This window comes from Ruegeria sp. HKCCA6707 (assembly GCF_013033515.1).
Taxonomy (GTDB): domain Bacteria; phylum Pseudomonadota; class Alphaproteobacteria; order Rhodobacterales; family Rhodobacteraceae; genus Ruegeria.
The window spans coordinates 12581-30612 of sequence record NZ_WQEG01000011.1; the positions used below are offsets into that span (position 1 = coordinate 12581).

The 18032-nt window shown below is 57.0% G+C and carries 21 protein-coding genes; 10 read left to right on the forward strand and 11 right to left on the reverse strand.

Annotated features, from left to right (window positions below; translation table 11 throughout):
- Positions 1-9: 9 nt before the first annotated feature.
- Positions 10-945, reverse strand: a complete 936-nt coding sequence (locus tag GOW40_RS19125; RefSeq protein WP_171133565.1) for a hydrogen peroxide-inducible genes activator — start codon at positions 943-945, stop codon at positions 10-12.
- Between the two features lie 104 nt (positions 946-1049).
- On the opposite strand from GOW40_RS19125, the gene katG reads away from it, so the two are divergent.
- Positions 1050-3230 carry a catalase/peroxidase HPI gene (katG, locus tag GOW40_RS19130; protein ID WP_171133566.1) on the forward strand — a complete coding sequence of 727 codons (2181 nt, stop codon included), beginning with the start codon at positions 1050-1052 and terminating at the stop codon, positions 3228-3230.
- Between the two features lie 77 nt (positions 3231-3307).
- Here the strand turns inward: katG and GOW40_RS19135 are convergent, their stop codons facing one another.
- The 8 genes from GOW40_RS19135 to GOW40_RS19170 form a co-directional block, all read right to left on the reverse strand.
- Entirely contained in the window at positions 3308-4333 is a 1026-nt protein-coding gene (locus tag GOW40_RS19135) for an endonuclease/exonuclease/phosphatase family protein (RefSeq protein ID WP_171136456.1), read from the reverse strand.
- A complete protein-coding gene (locus tag GOW40_RS19140; protein ID WP_254444515.1) occupies positions 4330-5145 on the reverse strand; it encodes a hypothetical protein in 816 nt (271 codons plus the stop codon). Before GOW40_RS19140 ends, GOW40_RS19135 begins: the two co-directional genes overlap by 4 nt.
- A gap of 342 nt (positions 5146-5487) precedes the next feature.
- A complete protein-coding gene (leuD, locus tag GOW40_RS19145; protein ID WP_171097792.1) occupies positions 5488-6093 on the reverse strand; it encodes a 3-isopropylmalate dehydratase small subunit in 606 nt (201 codons plus the stop codon).
- Positions 6094-6135: 42 nt separating this feature from the next.
- On the reverse strand, positions 6136-6690 hold the full coding sequence (locus GOW40_RS19150; protein WP_171133569.1) for an HdeD family acid-resistance protein: 555 nt from the start codon (positions 6688-6690) through the stop codon (positions 6136-6138).
- Between the two features lie 36 nt (positions 6691-6726).
- The gene (leuC, locus tag GOW40_RS19155; protein ID WP_171133570.1) at positions 6727-8130 is read right to left on the reverse strand and encodes a 3-isopropylmalate dehydratase large subunit; all 1404 of its coding nucleotides are present in this window, start codon (positions 8128-8130) and stop codon (positions 6727-6729) included.
- A 47-nt stretch (positions 8131-8177) separates the two neighbouring features.
- Complete coding sequence (locus GOW40_RS19160) at positions 8178-8285, reverse strand: isopropylmalate isomerase (protein WP_171097797.1); 108 nt, start codon at positions 8283-8285, stop codon at positions 8178-8180.
- A gap of 12 nt (positions 8286-8297) precedes the next feature.
- Entirely contained in the window at positions 8298-8540 is a 243-nt protein-coding gene (locus tag GOW40_RS19165; RefSeq protein WP_171097799.1) for a helix-turn-helix transcriptional regulator, read from the reverse strand.
- Complete coding sequence (locus GOW40_RS19170; RefSeq protein WP_171097801.1) at positions 8540-9046, reverse strand: DUF2975 domain-containing protein; 507 nt, start codon at positions 9044-9046, stop codon at positions 8540-8542. Before GOW40_RS19170 ends, GOW40_RS19165 begins: the two co-directional genes overlap by 1 nt.
- 65 nt (positions 9047-9111) lie before the next feature.
- Here GOW40_RS19170 and GOW40_RS19175 point away from each other — a divergent pair, with 65 nt between their 5' ends.
- From GOW40_RS19175 to GOW40_RS19190, 4 genes are all read left to right on the forward strand, one after another.
- The gene (locus GOW40_RS19175) at positions 9112-9645 is read left to right on the forward strand and encodes a hypothetical protein (protein WP_171133571.1); all 534 of its coding nucleotides are present in this window, start codon (positions 9112-9114) and stop codon (positions 9643-9645) included.
- Between the two features lie 155 nt (positions 9646-9800).
- Positions 9801-10163 (forward strand): ribosome silencing factor, encoded by a 363-nt coding sequence (rsfS, locus tag GOW40_RS19180; RefSeq protein ID WP_171097805.1) that lies wholly within the window; start codon positions 9801-9803, stop codon positions 10161-10163.
- 44 nt (positions 10164-10207) lie between these two features.
- A complete protein-coding gene (gene rlmH / locus GOW40_RS19185; RefSeq protein WP_171133572.1) occupies positions 10208-10678 on the forward strand; it encodes a 23S rRNA (pseudouridine(1915)-N(3))-methyltransferase RlmH in 471 nt (156 codons plus the stop codon).
- A 1-nt stretch (position 10679) separates the two neighbouring features.
- The gene (locus tag GOW40_RS19190) at positions 10680-11165 is read left to right on the forward strand and encodes a flavodoxin family protein (RefSeq protein WP_171133573.1); all 486 of its coding nucleotides are present in this window, start codon (positions 10680-10682) and stop codon (positions 11163-11165) included.
- Positions 11166-11168: 3 nt separating this feature from the next.
- Here the strand turns inward: GOW40_RS19190 and GOW40_RS19195 are convergent, their stop codons facing one another.
- Both GOW40_RS19195 and GOW40_RS19200 read right to left on the reverse strand, forming a co-directional pair.
- A complete protein-coding gene (locus tag GOW40_RS19195) occupies positions 11169-11516 on the reverse strand; it encodes a hypothetical protein (RefSeq protein ID WP_171133574.1) in 348 nt (115 codons plus the stop codon).
- Between the two features lie 35 nt (positions 11517-11551).
- Entirely contained in the window at positions 11552-12262 is a 711-nt protein-coding gene (locus tag GOW40_RS19200; protein ID WP_171097813.1) for a DUF599 domain-containing protein, read from the reverse strand.
- Positions 12263-12344: 82 nt separating this feature from the next.
- Between GOW40_RS19200 and GOW40_RS19205 the strand changes: the two genes are divergently transcribed.
- The 5 genes from GOW40_RS19205 to GOW40_RS19225 all read left to right on the forward strand — a co-directional run bounded on the left by GOW40_RS19205 (position 12345) and on the right by GOW40_RS19225 (position 17954).
- Positions 12345-13784, forward strand: coding sequence for an FAD-linked oxidase C-terminal domain-containing protein (locus GOW40_RS19205; RefSeq protein WP_171136457.1), 1440 nt, complete (start codon positions 12345-12347; stop codon positions 13782-13784).
- 63 nt (positions 13785-13847) lie between these two features.
- On the forward strand, positions 13848-14948 hold the full coding sequence (glcE, locus tag GOW40_RS19210; RefSeq protein ID WP_171231125.1) for a glycolate oxidase subunit GlcE: 1101 nt from the start codon (positions 13848-13850) through the stop codon (positions 14946-14948).
- A gap of 4 nt (positions 14949-14952) precedes the next feature.
- On the forward strand, positions 14953-16275 hold the full coding sequence (glcF, locus tag GOW40_RS19215) for a glycolate oxidase subunit GlcF (protein WP_171133577.1): 1323 nt from the start codon (positions 14953-14955) through the stop codon (positions 16273-16275).
- A gap of 132 nt (positions 16276-16407) precedes the next feature.
- Positions 16408-17148, forward strand: coding sequence for a serine protease (locus tag GOW40_RS19220; RefSeq protein ID WP_171097822.1), 741 nt, complete (start codon positions 16408-16410; stop codon positions 17146-17148).
- Between the two features lie 23 nt (positions 17149-17171).
- Positions 17172-17954 (forward strand): serine protease, encoded by a 783-nt coding sequence (locus tag GOW40_RS19225; protein WP_254444516.1) that lies wholly within the window; start codon positions 17172-17174, stop codon positions 17952-17954.
- Positions 17955-18032 lie beyond the last annotated feature (78 nt).

Consider the following 18032-nt stretch of genomic DNA (forward strand, 5'->3'; position numbering starts at 1 on the left):
CCGACTCTGTTACAGGCTCCGCGCCCAGCCGCTTTGATCGGCATGCAAGGCAAGATGTGCCTCGGCCGTTTTGCGGATGACCGCCCCGATCTGCAGGATCTCGGCGCTGAGCGGGCTGCTTTTGCGCCAGATTAGTCCCACACTGCGCGACGGTGCCGGAGAAGGAAATCGGGCCACGGACACCTCGGCCGAGCGGATTTCCAGCGACAGCGCCATTTCGGGGATCAAAGTGATGCCGATCCCGGCGCCCACCATTTGCACCAGTGTCGAAAGCGAACTGCCCTCCATGATCTGCTTGGGTCGGGCATTTGCCGGGTCGCAAAACGACAAAGCTTGATCGCGGAAACAGTGCCCTTCCTCTAGCAGCAGCAGATCCATGGCAGACAGTTGCGACGGGCTGGGGATCGGGTTGCCAGCATCCCTGGCGGAGCGGACCAACAGAAACTCTTCTTCGAACAGCGCAAATTCCTGCAACGTGGGTTCCGAGATCGGAAGCGCGACGATGGCCAGGTCCAGTTTCGACGCGGTCATTTCGCTAAGCAGTGTCTCGGTTACCGTCTCTTTGGGTTCCAGTGTCAGATTCGGGAATCGGGCCGCCAGTGCCTGAATGACTGTCGGTAGCAAATAGGGCGCGATGGTCGGGATCATCCCGATCCGCAAGCGCCCAGAAAAGGGCGCAGCTGCCCTGCGCGACAGGTTTCCCAGGTCGTCCACGCGTTCCAAAATATCCTGCGCCCGTTCCAATATATCCTCACCAAACGAGGTCAGGCGGATCTCGCGCGCAGCACGTTCGACCAGGGGGCGGCCCATGATTGCCTCCATTTCTTTGATCTGAACGGACAGTGCGGGTTGCGAGATTGAACAGGCATCAGCCGCGCGCCCGAAATGCCCATGAGAGGCCAATGCGGTGAAATATCGAAGGTGTTTCAGGGTCAGGCTTTTCATAGCTAGAGATTATCAAAACTATTAGAAGTTCCAATTGGAATTTATAGTAGAAACGTTCTAAGTTTTGCCCATAAGCCCCTCAGACACGACTCAGGAGAATTCAGATGGATGGAAATCCGACAAACCACAAAACAGGTGGTTGCCCGGTCATGCATGGTGGAAACACCGGTATGGACAATTCCGTTACCAAATGGTGGCCGGATGCTTTGAACCTCGACATTCTGGCGCAGCATGACACGCGCACCAATCCAATGGATGCGGATTACAATCACCGCGATGCGGTCAAAGGCTTGGATTTCGCCGCTGTTCGCGCTGATGTCGAAAAGGTTCTGACCGAAAGCAAAGATTGGTGGCCTGCGGACTGGGGTCACTATGGTGGTCTGATGGTTCGTTTGGCCTGGCACTCTGCCGGGTCTTACCGGTTGGGTGACGGCCGTGGTGGCGGTGGTAAGGGCAACATCCGCTTCGCGCCTTTGAACTCATGGCCGGACAACGCCAGCCTGGACAAAGCCCGCCGCCTGTTGTGGCCGGTCAAAAAGAAATACGGAAACGCACTGTCGTGGGCTGACCTGATCTTGCTGTCGGGCACGATGGCTTACGAGTCGATGGGCTTGAAGACATTTGGGTTTGGTTTCGGTCGCGAAGATATCTGGGGTCCTGAGAAAGACGTCTATTGGGGATCGGAAAGCCAGTGGCTGGCCCCGTCCGAGAACCGTTATGGCGATCTGGAAACGCCCGAAACGCTGGAAAACCCGCTGGGCGCGGTCCATATGGGCCTGATCTATGTGAACCCCGAAGGTGTCAACGGCAACCCCGATCCCGCCAAAACCGCTTTGCACATCCGCGAGACTTTTGGTCGGATGGCGATGAATGACGAAGAGACCGCAGCCTTGACCTGCGGCGGTCATACTGTCGGTAAAGCGCACGGCGCGATGGCCGGCGACAATATCGGCGCCGAGCCCGAGGGCTGCCCAGTTACAGGGCAGGGCCTGGGTTGGTCCAACCCCGATCAGCATGGTAAAGCAACCAACGCTTTCACCTCGGGTATCGAAGGCGCTTGGACCAAAGAGCCGCTGAAATGGGATATGGGCTATTTCGACTATCTGTTTGGCTATGAGTGGGAGCTGGGCAAGTCCCCGGCGGGTGCACATCAGTGGCAGCCGATTGATATGCCAGAAGACGAAAAGCCGGTTGATCCCACCGATCCGTCGGTACGCCGCATGCCTGTGATGACCGATGCCGATATGGCGATGAAGGTTGACCCGATCTACAATGAGATCTGCCAAAAGTTCATCGCTGATCCCGACTATTTCGCCGATACCTTTGCCCGCGCCTGGTTCAAGCTGACCCACCGCGACATGGGCCCTCGGGCGAACTATTATGGCCCGGACGTTCCGGCAGAAGATCTGATCTGGCAGGATCCGATCCCGGCTGGTGCAACCGATTATGACGTGGATGCGGTCAAAGCCAAGATTGCGGCCAGCGGGTTGAGCGCGGTCGAGATGATCACCACCGCCTGGGACAGCGCGCGGACTTTCCGTGGCTCGGACAATCGCGGCGGGGCCAATGGTGCCCGCATCCGCCTGGCGCCGCAGAAGGACTGGGCCGGAAACGAGCCCGAGCGTCTGGCCAAGGTTCTGGGTGTCCTGGAGCCGATTGCTGCCGAAAGCGGCGCATCGATTGCTGATGTGATCGTTCTGGCCGGTAATGCCGGTCTTGAACAGTCGATCAAGGCAGCCGGGTTCGACGTAGAGGTTCCGTTTGCACCGGGTCGTGGTGACGCGACCGATGAGCAAACCGATGCGGACAGCTTCTCGGTGCTGGAGCCGCTCGCAGACGGGTTCCGCAACTGGCAGCTCAAGCCCTACGCTGTATCGCCCGAAGCGATGATGCTGGACCGCGCACAGTTGCTGGGTCTGACCGCATCCGAAATGACCGTACTGGTCGGCGGCCTGCGGGTTCTGGGTGCAAACCATGGCGGTTCGCAGCACGGTGTCTTTACGGATCGTGTGGGCCAGCTGACGACAGACTTCTTCGTCAACCTGACCGATATGGATCTGGCCTGGGCGCCTGCTGACGATGGCACCTATGAGTTGAAAGACCGCGCTTCTGGTGAGGTCAAGTTCACCGCAACCAGCGCGGATCTGGTGTTCGGCTCGAACTCGATTCTGCGAGCCTATGCCGAGGTCTATGCTCAGGACGACAATGCTGAGAAGTTCGTGCGTGACTTTGTGGCCGCCTGGGACAAGGTCATGATGAACGACCGGTTCGATTTGCTGGCCTAAGCCGGTTCGAACGCAATGATATGGCCGGGCAGGGGTATCCTTGCCCGGCCTATTTTGTGCCTTGAGGCTCAAAAGCGCTATTTGGTCAGATCAACCCAAACAAGCCGATGGCGACTGGCTGCCCTTGCCGCGTCACCGGGGGCGGTGTCTGGTGCGGGCCAGTGAACACCCGCATCCAGAACGGTCCAGTCGGTGGATGGCAGCACATAATCCACACGCATCTCTCCGACCGCTTTCCACTCGACAGTGGCGATGTCGCCCTCGGGCGTTGTGGGCAGAGGGTCTTGCAGCTTGGGGTGCTCCAACAGATCGCGCATGGCCTGTCTGTGGCCATCTCCTGCGTTCGGGTCCAGATTGGCATCACCCGCGATCACAAACGGAACTGTGGGCGGCTCCCCGAATTCTCCGTCCAACAGCAGCGACCACAGCCGGGTTTCGTCACGATTGCGCAGCCCGTTGCGATCTTCGGGGCCGTCAAAAACCGGCGGTGTGGCATGGTAGGTCAAAAGATTGATCCGCCCCAATGGCGTGTCAATCGGTACGATCCAATGGGCGGAAGAAGACAGGCGTTGTATTTCCTGTGCTTGGGCCGAAGGAAAGGGCATCCCATCTTGCGTTGGCAGGGTCGCGCCGGGAAGATCCTTCCACAACAGGTCCGAGAAATCGCGGATGTCTTCGGTTTGGATCGGGTGGCGCGACAGGACGGCCAGCCCTCCGTTTCCGGTAAACCGCCCCCATCCTTGTGCATCCCCGGGCTGCTGCATACGCCCGTCGCCATCCATGTCCAGATCGGTCGCCATCCCGGAATTGGGCTGCGCGCTGAACCAATGCGGATAGGACAGGCCATCTGAGCCGAGCGCATCAATCAGGGCTTGTACCGCCAGCCCGTCCAGATCCCAATCGATGCTCTGCAGTGCGACGACGTCGGGTCTGGTTTCCACAAGAACCGCGACAATAGCCGCAACTTGGGGATCCTGCCGCTGGATGTCTTTCAGCAACAGGCCCGGTCCTTCCCGGCTGAGCTCGGTGTTGAAACTGGCAACCCGGATCGCCTCTGCCTGTGCCGCAAATGGCAAAAGCAGCAGGGTAAGGCTGCGGATCATGCGGTTTGAGTGGTCTCGGATGTGGTGTAGGCGCGCCGCTTGTCTACGATCAGAGCGGCGATGCGCAACGTGGCCATGCCCCGCATGATCATACTGGCAGGAAGAAAGGCCCAAGCGCTTAGCGTCCAGATCAGCGTCTGGGGATTGGCCAGGCTGATCGGCATGACGAAAGACGAAAGCAGCTTGATCATCGCAGGGATCAGGAAGGGCAGCAAAATACCGATTGAGATGTTCAGACGTCCGTCGCGCTGCAAACGTGTGACCACATCAACGCCTTTGGTGGGATCAAACAGCGGCAGGTTGGTCCAGACATTGAAAGCGCCGTTTCCGGTCGGCCAGCCGCGCATTTTCACCGCGTAGAAGAAGCTGGCGATTGTGACCAGTGCTGCGACATAGGCGATACTGGCACAGATCCGGACAAGTTCGATCAGCGCGACACTTGCGTCGTTGGGCAGCACGAGAACAACCAAACGCACCGGCGAATAGGGGAAATCAGCCACGTTGGCGACCGCGAGCCCCATCGCGTAAAACAGATTTGTCAATTCGGTCGGGCTGTACATGTCCTTGCAGATCAGCGTCAGGAACGTCACCATTGAGGTGAGCCCGACAAAGCGCAGGCGGTTCACCGGCGGCGCGTCACGGAATTCAATGAAGCTTGGGAACGCCGAGTTGTACTCGGAGAAGGTCAGAATAAAGGCCAGAATCGCCAAGAAAACGACGATCTCGGTGCCGTTCAGCGTCGAAACCGGAAGATACAACGCAGGGGTGAGCACCATGAGCGCCACCAATAATCCCCGAATTGCCGCTCCCATCGTGCGTGCAATCACTATCCGTACCCTTTTTCAAACCGGATTAGTCGATTCTACGCCGACCTATTTCCAACTTGTGCCAGCCGCTCTTCTTTGACCGATGCCTCATTCGGATCAACAGTGGCGGCATTGAACTGACTGCTCAAGCCAAGCTGCAGAAAACATGTCGTTTAGGGCAAAAAGATGGCGAAACTGGTGCGGCTTTGCATCATTTCCGACGCAAATTCGACGTGTATCTTAATCCACACGCTACATGTTGTGGTTGCTGAGCTTGATGCACCTATAAATTTAATAAGGGGTGCTACTGCACCCCTTTAAGTTGATTCGCACAGAATCACTCTGAGCCTAGACCCAAGGCCGTGCCTGACTCGCATGTTCCTCGAACTTGTCGATGTGATGATCCTTTTCCATCGTCAGCCCGATATCGTCCAAACCGTTCAGCAGGCAATGCTTGCGGTGCGGGTCGATGTCGAACGCGATTTCCACGCCATCCGAGGTGGTGATCGTCTGATCTTCGAGATGCACGGTCATGCGGGCGTTTTCACCCTTGTGTGCGTCTTCCATGAGAACGGCGTGATGCTCTTCTTCAACAACGATAGGCAGGATGCCGTTCTTGAAGCAGTTGTTGAAAAAGATGTCGGCAAAGCTGGTCGAGATCACAACCTTGATGCCAAAATCCTTGATCGCCCAAGGCGCATGTTCACGCGACGAACCGCAGCCGAAATTGTCGCCAGCGACCAGAATCTCGGTGTTGCGATATGCTGGCTTGTTCAGAACGAACTCTTCGTTTTCTCCGCCATGATCGTGATAGCGCATCTCGTCAAACAGAACGACGCCCAGGCCGGACCGTTTGATTGTTTTCAGGTGTACTTTGGGGATGATCATATCGGTGTCGATATTGATCAATGGCATTGGGGCGGCCACCCCGTGGACTTTTTCAAACTTTTCCATGTCTACACTCCTGCGAGAGAGGGCCGCGCCCAAATCCCGCGTTTAAGCTTCTTTCGCTTCGGTTGTTTCGTCCTTGGGTGCGTTCTTGACGAAGAACGCCATGAAGACCAATCCAAACCCGTTGAACAGCATCTCGATGCCCAGGAAAATCCCCAGAATGCTCAGCAGAGCAGCCGGCTCTTTGCCCACATAAGTCCAGATGATACCGGCGAGGACGATCGACAAGATGCCCGAGATCATCGTGGGCCAGAAAAACTGTGTTCCTTTCATCTGGAACGACAGAATGACCCGCGCAATGCCGCCTGCCATGAACAGGATCAGCATCACGGTCGCCAAGGTTAGCGTGCCTTGCAACGGGTGATCCAGGAAGGACCAGCCCAGGAACAGCATGACCGCACCCATGATGAGTGACAGGATCTTGTTACCGGCGCCTTCAACAGTGAAGCCACCAACAATCTGCAACCCGCCCGCAATCAGCAGCAACACACCGGTCACCACTGTTACGGCAACGGATGCAACCACCGGTGCGCCCAGCACAAACACGCCGAACGCTATGGATAGAAGCCCCAGCAGAAGCCATTTGATCCAGTCACTCATGATTCAATCCCTCAAATATCTAGATATGAGCGGACCTTACATCAATTCACGCACGTCTGTCAGCCGTCCTGTGATTGCCGCTGCGGCAGCCATCGCCGGGCTGAGCAGGTGGGTACGCCCACCGCGTCCCTGACGGCCTTCAAAGTTGCGGTTCGATGTGGCGGCACAGCGTTCGCCCGGCTGCAACTGGTCAGGATTCATTGCCAGACACATGGAACACCCCGCCAGACGCCATTCGAAACCGGCCTCTTTGAAGATATCGGCCAGGCCTTCCTCTTCGGCCTGAAGCCGCACGAGGCCCGAGCCCGGCACGACCATCGCACGCATACCGTCCTTGATCTTTTTGCCTTTCAGGATCTCAGCCGCTGCGCGCAGGTCTTCGATGCGCCCATTGGTGCAGGACCCGATAAAGACAGTGTCGATCTCGACGTCACTCAGCTTTTGACCGGCTTCAAGCCCCATATATTCCAGCGAGCGGCGGGCCGCATCGACCTTGCCGCCTTCGAAATCGTCCGGGTTGGGCACGGATGCGGTGATGGGCAGAACATCCTCGGGGCTGGTGCCCCAGGTTACGACAGGGGCGATATCTTCACCTCGGATGGTGACAACTTTGTCGAAATGCGCACCTTCGTCAGTATATAGCGTCTTCCACCATTCCATCGCCGCTTCCCATTGCGCACCTTTCGGAGCGTGCGGGCGGCCTTTGACATATTCGAACGTGGTCTCATCCGGGGCAATCAGGCCCGCACGTGCACCGCCTTCGATGGCCATGTTGCACACGGTCATACGGCCTTCCATCGACAGGTTGCGGATCGCCTCGCCGCAGTACTCGATGACATAGCCGGTGCCACCAGCAGTGCCGGTTTCACCAATCACGGCCAAGGTGATGTCTTTGGCGGTCACACCGGGCTGCAGCTTGCCGGTGATCTCGACCTTCATATTCTTGGATTTCTTCTGGATCAGAGTCTGCGTGGCCAGAACATGCTCGACCTCGGATGTCCCGATGCCGTGGGCAAGCGCGCCAAACGCGCCATGGGTGGCTGTGTGGCTGTCGCCGCAAACCACAGTCATACCAGGCAGGGTCCAGCCCTGTTCCGGACCGACGATATGCACGATGCCCTGGCGCACGTCATGCACCGGGTAATAGTGAATGCCGAAATCCTTGGCGTTTTTGTCCAGCGCTTCGACCTGGATGCGCGATTCCGGGTTTTCGATCCCGTTCACGCGGTCAGCCGTAGTGGGCACGTTGTGATCCGGTACAGCGATGGTTTTTTCAGGCGCGCGCACTTTGCGACCCGCCATGCGCAGCCCTTCAAAGGCCTGCGGGCTGGTCACTTCATGTACCAGATGGCGGTCGATATACAGCAGGCTGGTGCCATCTTCGGCCTCGTGGGCGACATGGGCATCCCAGATCTTGTCATAGAGTGTTTTGGGGGACATGTGTCCTCTCCCGTTTTTTTGGAATGAGAATTGGCTGGCGAGGTGGCTTAGGCCGCGGATAGGCGGGCCAGAACAGTGCGGGCAGCCCCATAGAACCGTTCACGCAAGCGCGCGCGATCTTCAAGGTTCTGAATCTGGGCCACTGATAGTCTCATGGCCCCCAGATACTATCCGTTGGTGCTTGGTTCAAGGGAAATGGGTGGGTCGTCTGGGACGGCCTCGAGCAAGTCGGAAGGTTGGCAGTCCAAGGCTTCGCACAGCTTGGCGAGAGTTTCGAATCGAACACCTTTGACTTTTCCTGACTTCAGCAAGCTCAAATTTTGCTCGGTGATGCCGATCGAGTGCGCCAGGTCTTTGCCTTTGATTTTGCGTCTAGCCATCATGACATCCAACCGAACTACGATCTGCATCATACGAATTCCCGGTTCTCGCGATCTATCAACACGGCTTCAGCAAAGATCCAACCAATCAGATAAACCAACCCTGCGCAAAGCAGCATAAGCAAGTCTGATGAGCCAATACTGATAACGAGGCTGCGTTCGCCCTGGGCTTTTCCAATATTTTCGGCAAGGCCGATCAGCGTATCGTCTAGGGTTTGAAAGGCAGCAAGCGCAAGAACGACTTTGCCCAGCCGTTGAATGTTCTTTGCTGTTTCGGGAACAAGCACAGCACCACCCGCGCAATCTTTTAGGATCGTGCGCAGGATCCAAAGCACCCAAATCAGCAGGGCCAGACCAAGCATCGCGATAAGAGTGAGTGCAATCGTACCGCTGAGCGGCATGTTGGATGAAGATATCGCAAACGCAGGGACTTCGCCGCTGAGTATTGCGTAAACTACGAGCGTTGGAATGATAACCACGGCACCGGTGGTGAACCAATAGAGCCGTTTCGACATTTGAATAATGCGTTGCTTCATATCATTGCCTTTCTGCAATTAATAATTATCGTATAACAATAATAAATGATTCGAAAGGGTGAATAATGAAATTTGTAGCTCCAGTGGTTTTCCTGCTTTTCATAGGGTGTAATAGCGTTGTTCCAGGCACTGTTCGGCAACTGACGGATGTCGATCCGTTAACGGCTCGCCCATCCAACATTGCCCTGAAGTTCGAATTGCCAAGCGCGTTGGGTGTCCGACCGGATTCTGGGCGCATTGAACTTTCAGGACATGGTGCCGATGGCTCTATTTCTGAGCGTTTTGTGCTGCATGAGGTTGATGACGGTGTTTTTCTGATTGCAGATCAGGACATTGAAAGGTTCCAGTCCGTGCAACAGGAGATCAGCAGGATGAAAATAGAAGATCCGGAAGGGACAAAAGGCAGCTTGTCATTGAGCTTTGGTCCCTGCCTAAATCACCCAACCGATATTGATCAGGAACGACTGACCGTAGCCATTCGACTGAGCCAAGAAGGTGAATTCCTGCCATTACTTGTAGATGTTCCAGCGCGGACTGTTATGAACAATGTCGTTTCCTCGGAGCTTCCGGAGTGCGCCGATGCATCAACCAAAATTTGATCTGGGGTCACTGCTGCGTCTTCATTGAAATGTCATAAGGTGCTTGTTACTTTACATATACCCCTGCGCCCGGGATGTGGCGGCGCGCAACAAAGGAGGACTATGTCCTGTCTCTACATACCCAGGCGGGTTTGCCCGCCGATGACCGGGCCAGCATGATGGCCCACTCTCAGTCCATCAGCGACAAGCTGCTTGAACGAATCCTTTCCTCACTTTCCGACGATAAGGCCGAAGATGTCGTGCAGATTAACCTGCAGGGCAAATCCTCGGTTGCTGATCACATGGTGATTGCGTCGGGTCGCTCGACCCGTCAGGTCTCGGCCATGGCGGAAAAGCTGACGGATCGCATCAAGCAGGAATTCGGGTTCACCTCGAAGGTCGAAGGCAAGGATGCCGGCGACTGGGTGTTGATTGATACGGGCGACGTGATCGTTCATATCTTCCGCCCCGAAGTGCGTGAATTCTATCAGCTGGAAAAGATGTGGCTGCCTGCGGGTGGCAGCGCCTCGGCGAACTGAGGCGCTATTCCGGCCTGTATTGAAAGGTCGGAGGCGAGAGACATATGCGTATCAGCATAGTTGCGGTCGGGCGATTGCGCGCTGGACCCGAGAAGTCACTGCTTGACGACTACCTGACCCGTTTTGACCGGACCGGCCGTGGCCTGGGCCTTGGTCCTGCGCGGGTGATCGAGGTTGAAGACAAGAAGAACGCAGGCATGGGCGCCGAAGCCGCGCTGCTGCGCAAAGCCCTGCCCAAAGGGGCGGTGATCTGCACACTGGATGAGCGCGGGCGGGTGATGTCCTCTCCTGATTTCGCGCAGAAACTTGGCGGGTGGCGCGACGCCGGGCGACAGGATCTGGCGTTGATCATTGGCGGTGCGGACGGAATAGACCCTAATCTGCGGGCCGAGGCGGATTTTTCCATCTCGTTCGGTGCAATGGTCTGGCCCCATATGCTGGTCCGTGTGATGCTGGCTGAACAGCTTTACCGGGCCGCAACAATCCTGTCGGGCGGCCCATATCACCGGGTCTGACATGGCGCAGCTTTTGATCGTTTACCATTCGCGCACCGGCGGGGCGCGGCAAATGGCCGAGGCCGCCGCTGAGGCGGGGCGCGACGAGGCTGATGTCGTCTTGAAACCGGCGGATCAGGCAGGGCCAACGGATTTGCTCGCGGCAGATGGCTATATCTTTTGTGCGCCCGAAAATCTGGCGGCACTTTCGGGTCTGATGAAGGAGTTCTTTGACCGGTCCTATTACCCGGTGCTGGGCAAGATCGAAGGTCGGCCCTATGCGCAGATGGTTTGTGCCGGGTCAGACGGCGAAAACGCGGTGCGTCAGATGGCCCGGATCGCCACAGGCTGGCGCTTGAAAGAGGTGCAGCCGCCCTTGATCCTGTGCACCCACGCGCAGACACCCGAAGCGATTCTGGCCGAAAAGACCATCCCAAATGACCAGCTTGAGCAATGCCGTGAGATCGGCGCTGCAATGGCCGCCGGGCTTAGTCTTGGGGTGTTCTGACCCTCAGTTCAGATCAAATATCGTGGTGTCGTCGCTCCACCCGCCCACATTGTCACGGGCCTGGATCTGCACCTGCGTCGTCCCGGCGGGTATCACCACACCACCCAGCGAACGTGTAAAGGGTTGTTCATCCACATGCGGGTGATGCAGCACGCGCATGCCCAGTTCATTGCCGTCCATATCCAGCACCCGCCAGCCGTCGGCATAGTCATCCCAGCCGGTGTCGGGGTGGCGAATCGTGACGTCGAATCGCCAGGTGTCGCCGCTGCGACTCGCCGCGATGTTTTCGATGGTGGGCGGATCGGCCAGCACAGGCGTGGCCAGAAAAGCAAAGAGAATCAGATAACGCATAGAGAAACCATAGAATGCCAGAGTTTGAATTGGGATCACGTCTTGGTGTCGCCGGGCAGGGTTAGCAGGATTGATCGCGATTGCGATGCAAACTCGCGCCGATAGAGCACGCCGAAGGTGATCGCCGCGCCAAGGATCAAGGTGATCGGCCCAAGAAACCAGGCCAAAGAGGCCAGCGCGAAATAGGTCGCCCGCAGCGCCCTGTTGAAACTGCGCGCGGCGGTGACGCAGATTTCGCCAGCTTGGGCGGCGCGGGGATAGGCTTGGGGGTCTTCGGGCTCATTGGGAACGGCTGCCATCAGTACAGCGCAATAACCAAACAGGCGATGGGCCCAAACATATTTCAGGAAGGAATTGGCCAACAGCAGTATGACGACCAGGATCTTGATCTCCCACACCAAAGCGGGGGCCATGCCGATAGCCAGATCGCTGGCGACACCTGCCAGTTTCTCGGTATTGCCCAGTAAGGCCAAACCGCCGCCAATGGCAATCATGGTGGTCGAGGCAAAAAAGGTGCTGCCTTGACGCATCGCACCCACCACCTGCGCATCAAAGACACGCGGTTGCCGCGTCACCATCTCGCGCATCCAGCCGCGTCGGTATTCATCCATCAGCATTGCAACCGACGGGCGTTTTCGTGACGGATGTTCGATCATCCAGCCAATGGCCTGCCACGCACCGATCAACACGAGGACGGCAACAAAATCCAGGGGAGAGAAAACCAGAGCGCGATCAATCCAAGTCATGGCCGCGACATTAGAGCCCGTTTAGAGGACTTGCCAGACTGAAGAATTGGTAATATTATTTTACCAAATTGGAGGATCAGCAATGGAAATGCCACGGCCAAATCCCGATGTGCTTGCGAAAAAGCGCAATGTCATGACGCGATTGCAGCAGGTCCTGCCTGTTGATGCGGTGATTGATGATCCAGCCGAGACGCGCGCTTATGAATGCGATGCGCTGACCGCCTATCGCTGCCCACCCATGCTGGCGGTGTTGCCTGCCTCGACGCAGGAGGTGTCGGACGTTTTACGCATCTGCCACGAAGAGGGCGTGCCGGTGGTTCCGCGCGGTTCGGGCACGTCATTGGCCGGTGGCGCTTTGCCGACGGCGGATTGTGTCATCCTTGGCATTGCCCGGATGAAAGACGTGCTCGAGACGGATTACGACAACCGGTTCATCCGCGTTCAAACCGGGCGCACCAATCTGAGCGTAACCGGAGCCGTCGAAGAAGAAGACTTTTTCTATGCGCCGGATCCCTCATCTCAGCTGGCCTGTGCCATCGCCGGCAATATCGCGATGAATTCCGGCGGGGCGCATTGTTTGAAATATGGCGTGACCACGAACAACTTGCTGGGCGTCACCATGGTCATGATGGATGGCAGCGTTGTCGAAATTGGCGGCGCCTACCTTGATTCAGGCGGGTTGGACCTTTTGGGCGTAATTTGCGGCTCGGAAGGTCAATTGGGCGTGGTGACCGAAGCAACCTTGCGCATTCTGCGTAAGCCCGAGGGTGCGCGTCCGGTTCTGATGGGGTTCGATGACAATGAGGTGGCCGGGCAATGTGTCTCTGACATTATCAAATCTGGTATTTTGCCCGTTGCGATCGAGTTTATGGACAAGCTGTGTATTCAAACCTGCGAGAACTTTGCGCAGGCCGGGTATCCCGATTGCGAAGCGCTGCTGATTGTCGAGGTCGAAGGGTCAGAGGCCGAAATTGACAGCCAACTCGCCAAGATCGTCGAGATCGCCAAGCGCCACAACCCGGTTGAACTGCGCGAAAGCCAGTCGCCCGAGGAAAGCGCTCGGATCTGGTTGGGTCGCAAGTCGGCCTTTGGGGCGATGGGTCAGCTAAACGACTATATGTGTCTGGACGGAACAATCCCTGTCTCGGCTCTGCCTGCGGTTTTGCGCCGGATTGGTGAGCTGAGTGCAGAATATGGCCTGCCAGTTGGCAATGTGTTCCACGCCGGTGACGGCAATATGCACCCGCTGATCCTGTTTGATGCCAACAAACCGGGTGATCTTGAGAAATGTGAGGCGTTTGGGGCGGAGATCCTGAAGCTTTGTGTGGATGAAGGCGGTTGTTTGACTGGCGAGCATGGGGTTGGCATCGAAAAGCGCGACCTGATGCATCATCAGTACACACCAGCCGATCTTGAAGCGCAAATGGTGGTCAAGGATGTGTTTGATCCAAGCTGGTTGCTGAACCCGGCAAAAGTGTTCCCCCTGGACGTGTCCGAGAGGCGGCGGATAGCGGCGGAATAGGGGGCTCTGCCCCCGTCGCGCAGGCGCGACTCCCCCGAGTTATTTTTGAACAGAAGAAGAGATATGGACCCTCAAACAGAAGCGGAACTGGCCGAACGGGTGGCCGGGTTGCAGGATCCGGTGCGGATTGTTGGCGGTGGAACGCGCGGCATCGACGGGCCTGAGACGGAGTTGAGCACGCGTGGCCTGAGCGGGATCACCCTTTATGAGCCTGGTGCGCTGACACTTGTGGCAAAAGCCGGGACACCGGTGGCCGAGATTGAGGCTGCGCTGGATGCGGAAGGGCAGCAATTGGCATTTGAGCCAATGGATCATCGCGGAGTGTTGGGCACGCGAGGGGAGCCTACGATCGGTGGAGTAGTTGCCGCGAACATTTCGGGCCCGCGCCGCATTCACGCGGGGGCGTGCCGCGATTTCCTTTTGGGGGTACGTTTTGTCGATGGGCGCGGTCAGGTAATCAAAAACGGCGGGCGGGTGATGAAGAATGTCACCGGCTATGATCTGGTCAAGTTGATGGCCGGGTCCTGGGGAACTTTAGGGGTTTTGACCGAAGTATCGTTGAAGGTTTTACCCAAGCCCGCGGCTGTGGCGAGCCTGTCGCTTGCGATATCTGATGCGGCAACAGCCGTCTCGGCCATGTCGCAAGCGCTGAGATCTCCGTATGAAGTGAACGGTGCCGCTTTTGACCCAACCGCACAAAAAGCCTTGTTTAGGATCGAAGGGTTCGCGGATTCAGTTGCCTATCGCACCGATCAGCTTGCTGAGACGCTCAGGGGATTTGGTACACTTGTCGAAGAGCCAGATGCCGTATCCACTTGGGCAGAGATCCGCGATGTTCGGGCGTTTGGCCAAGGCGGGGGTGATGTTTGGCGGCTTTCGGTCAAGCCCAGCGATGCGCCGGATATTGCCGACAAAGCCGGGGCTGATCAGCTTTTGTTCGATTGGGGCGGGGGGCTGGTGTGGCTGCGGGTTCCGGCGGGCACAGATTTGCGCCAAAGACTTGGTACCTATTCAGGTCACGCGACACTTGTACGCGCAGAGCGTTCGACCATTGACGCGCTCGGTCGTTTTCAGCCTGAAAATGCAGCAATTGCGGCTCTGACACAGGGGCTTCGCGCCAAATTCGACCCGCGCGGGCTGTTTAATCCGGGGCTCATGAGGTAAAGCGATGCAGACGACATTTACCGAAAAACAGTTGCAGAATCCGGCAATCCAGCGCTCGAATGAGATTTTGCGCAGTTGTGTGCATTGCGGGTTTTGTACCGCGACCTGCCCGACCTATCAGGTCTTGGGCGATGAGTTGGACAGTCCCCGCGGGCGTATCTATCTGATCAAAGACATGCTGGAGAATGAGCGTGTGCCCGACGAAAAGACGGTCAAACATATTGATCGCTGCCTTTCGTGTCTGGCTTGTATGACAACCTGCCCTTCGGGTGTGCATTACATGCATCTCGTGGATCACGCGCGCGAGTATATCGAGGCGAACTACAAGCGCCCCTTGACCGACCGTGTCTTGCGGTGGGTATTGGCGCAAATACTGCCCTATCCGATGCGGTTTCGCTGGGCGTTGATCGGGGCCAAGCTGGGGCGACCGTTCAAGTTTTTGATGCCCGATGCACGATTGCGGGCGATGCTGGACATGGCGCCAAAATACATTCCTCCGGTCAGCCGCAACGATGATCCGCAGAGCTTTCCGCCCAAGGGGCAGCGGAAAAAGCGGGTCGCGTTGATGACGGGTTGCGCTCAAAAGGCGCTGAATACCGATATCAACGATGCCACGATCCGCTTGCTGACGCGGTTGGGATGCGAGGTTGTAGTGGCTGAAGGGGCAGGATGTTGCGGTGCACTGACCCATCATATGGGCAAGACAGCGCAAAGCCATGCAACGGCGGCCGCGAATATCAAAGCCTGGACGCGCGAGATGGATGATGACGGGCTGGATGCGATTGTGATCAATACATCAGGCTGCGGCACCACGGTGAAGGACTATGGCCATATGTTCCGCAACGAAGCTTTGGCCAAAGACGCTGCGCGTGTATCCGAGATCGCCATGGATATCAGCGAGCTACTGATGCAGTTGGATCTGCCTGATGGCGCTCAGAAGGATATGGTTGTGGCCTATCACGCAGCCTGTTCCCTACAGCACGGTCAGAAGATCAAAACCTATCCCAAAGACTTGTTGAAAAAGGCCGGATTCACCGTGTTAGAGCCTACTGACAGCCATCTGTGCTGTGGCAGTGCCGGTACCTATAACCTGATGCAACCCGAGATCTCTGCCAATCTCAAGCAGAGGAAAGTTCAGACGTTGGAGGCGAAGAAACCCGACGTGATCGCAGCGGGAAATATCGGCTGCATGATGCAGATTGGGTCGGGTACAAAACTTCCTGTTGTCCATACTGTCGAACTGTTGGATTGGGCGACCGGCGGGCCCGAGCCGCGCAGTTTGAAAGAAGACACAATGCCAGGGTCTGCGGTTCCGATCCTGCGTTAACGCTAAGGTACCGTTTTTGCCCTAATTTCGACAAACGCACGGCTTACCACCTGTGTCCGGGGTGGAGAGCCGGAGTTACGCGTGCGCAGTTGGATTTTCTCATTTATTTGTGCGGTTCTACCCGCGGCCGTCATGGCGCAGGACACAGGGTTGAAGCGTCTGGATACAACGGATGCCGGGCGTCAGTGGATGGCGGTCGGGCGGCTGGATATCAAGGGCGCGGGGTTTTGCACCGGCACGCTGATTTCCCCAACACATGTGCTGACTGCCGCGCATTGTCTTTTTGACAAGGCGACACAAACGCGGATTGATCCGGCGCGCATTCAGTTTCTCGCAGGTTGGCGATTGGGCCGTGCTTCGGCATATCGGGCTGCGCGCCAGACCGTTATTCATCCCGACTATGAATACCACCACGAAACGACCGCTGCGCGGGTCCAAAATGACATCGCCTTGATCGAGCTTTGGCAACCGGTTCGCAATACAGCGGTTACACCCTTTGATACCGGTCAACGTCCTGCGCAGGGTCAAGAAGTTGGCGTTGTCTCTTATGCTCAGGACCGCGCTGAAACACCTTCATTGCAAGAAGTGTGTTCGGTCATGAGCGGGTTGGGGGGCATTCTTGTTATGTCCTGTGACGTGGAGCTGGGCGCGTCGGGTGCGCCGGTGTTCTCGTTTTTGGGTGAGCAGCCGCAGATTGTCTCGATCGTCGCGGCCAAAGCCGAAATCAGAGGACAGCGTGTTGCTCTGGCGACCCCGGTCGACGACGCGTTGGAGGTCTTGCACGATGAATTGTCGGCTGGCCGGGGTTTGAAAGCATCATCCCAAGGTTCTGAAACTGACCGGAATATCGGAGCGAGGTTTATTCGACCGTGATAAGATTTCTTTTTTCCATTTTGTTGACCCTGAACGCTTCAATTGCTTTGGCCCAAAGCGACAAGCGCAAGCTGACCGATCGGAGCGACCTTTACGGATGGGAAGCTGTCGGTCGGTTGGATATTGGCACTCGCTCGTTCTGCACCGGTACGTTAATCGCGCAGGATCTGGTTTTGACCGCTGCACATTGCGCTTTGGATCGTAAGACTGGAAATCCTTATTTGCCCGGTGAAGTTACCTTTCGCGCAGGGCTTAGCAATGGATCGGCGCTTGCGGATCGTAAGGTCGTGCAAATTGTTGCGCACCCCGACTATGGAACCAATGCACCGCTTTCGCCCGCAAGTGTTCGTACGGATGTGGCTCTGATGCGGTTGGATGAGCCAATTCCCTATTCAATTGCAAATCCCTTTGCACTGCATGATGGGCAGGCGTTGTCGGATGAAGTCAGCATCGCCTCATATGGCCGCGGACGCGCCGACGCGATAACGCGCGAAAGGTCATGCAACATATTGGACCGAGTACAGGGCCTGATCCTGTTCAATTGTGACATTACCTTCGGGTCTTCCGGTTCTGCGCTTTTGGCGCGCAAGGGATCGCGTTGGCAGATCCTGTCAGTTGTGTCGGCTGTCAGCGTAGATGAACGTGGCAAGATCGGATTTGGGATGGAGTTATCCGGCATTGTATCGGAATTGCGCAGCACCATGCGCAAACGGGCGCCGCAGCCCAAGGCCGAAATTCGTCGTTTGCGTGTCGGCTCAGGCAAGTCAGGTTCGGGTGCCAAATTCATTCGTCCGGACGGGTCTTGAACACACCACAAAGGCTTCCCATCTGAATCTTACCGGATCGCCACAACGGGGTCCGGAACACTCAATCGCCCGTCCGAA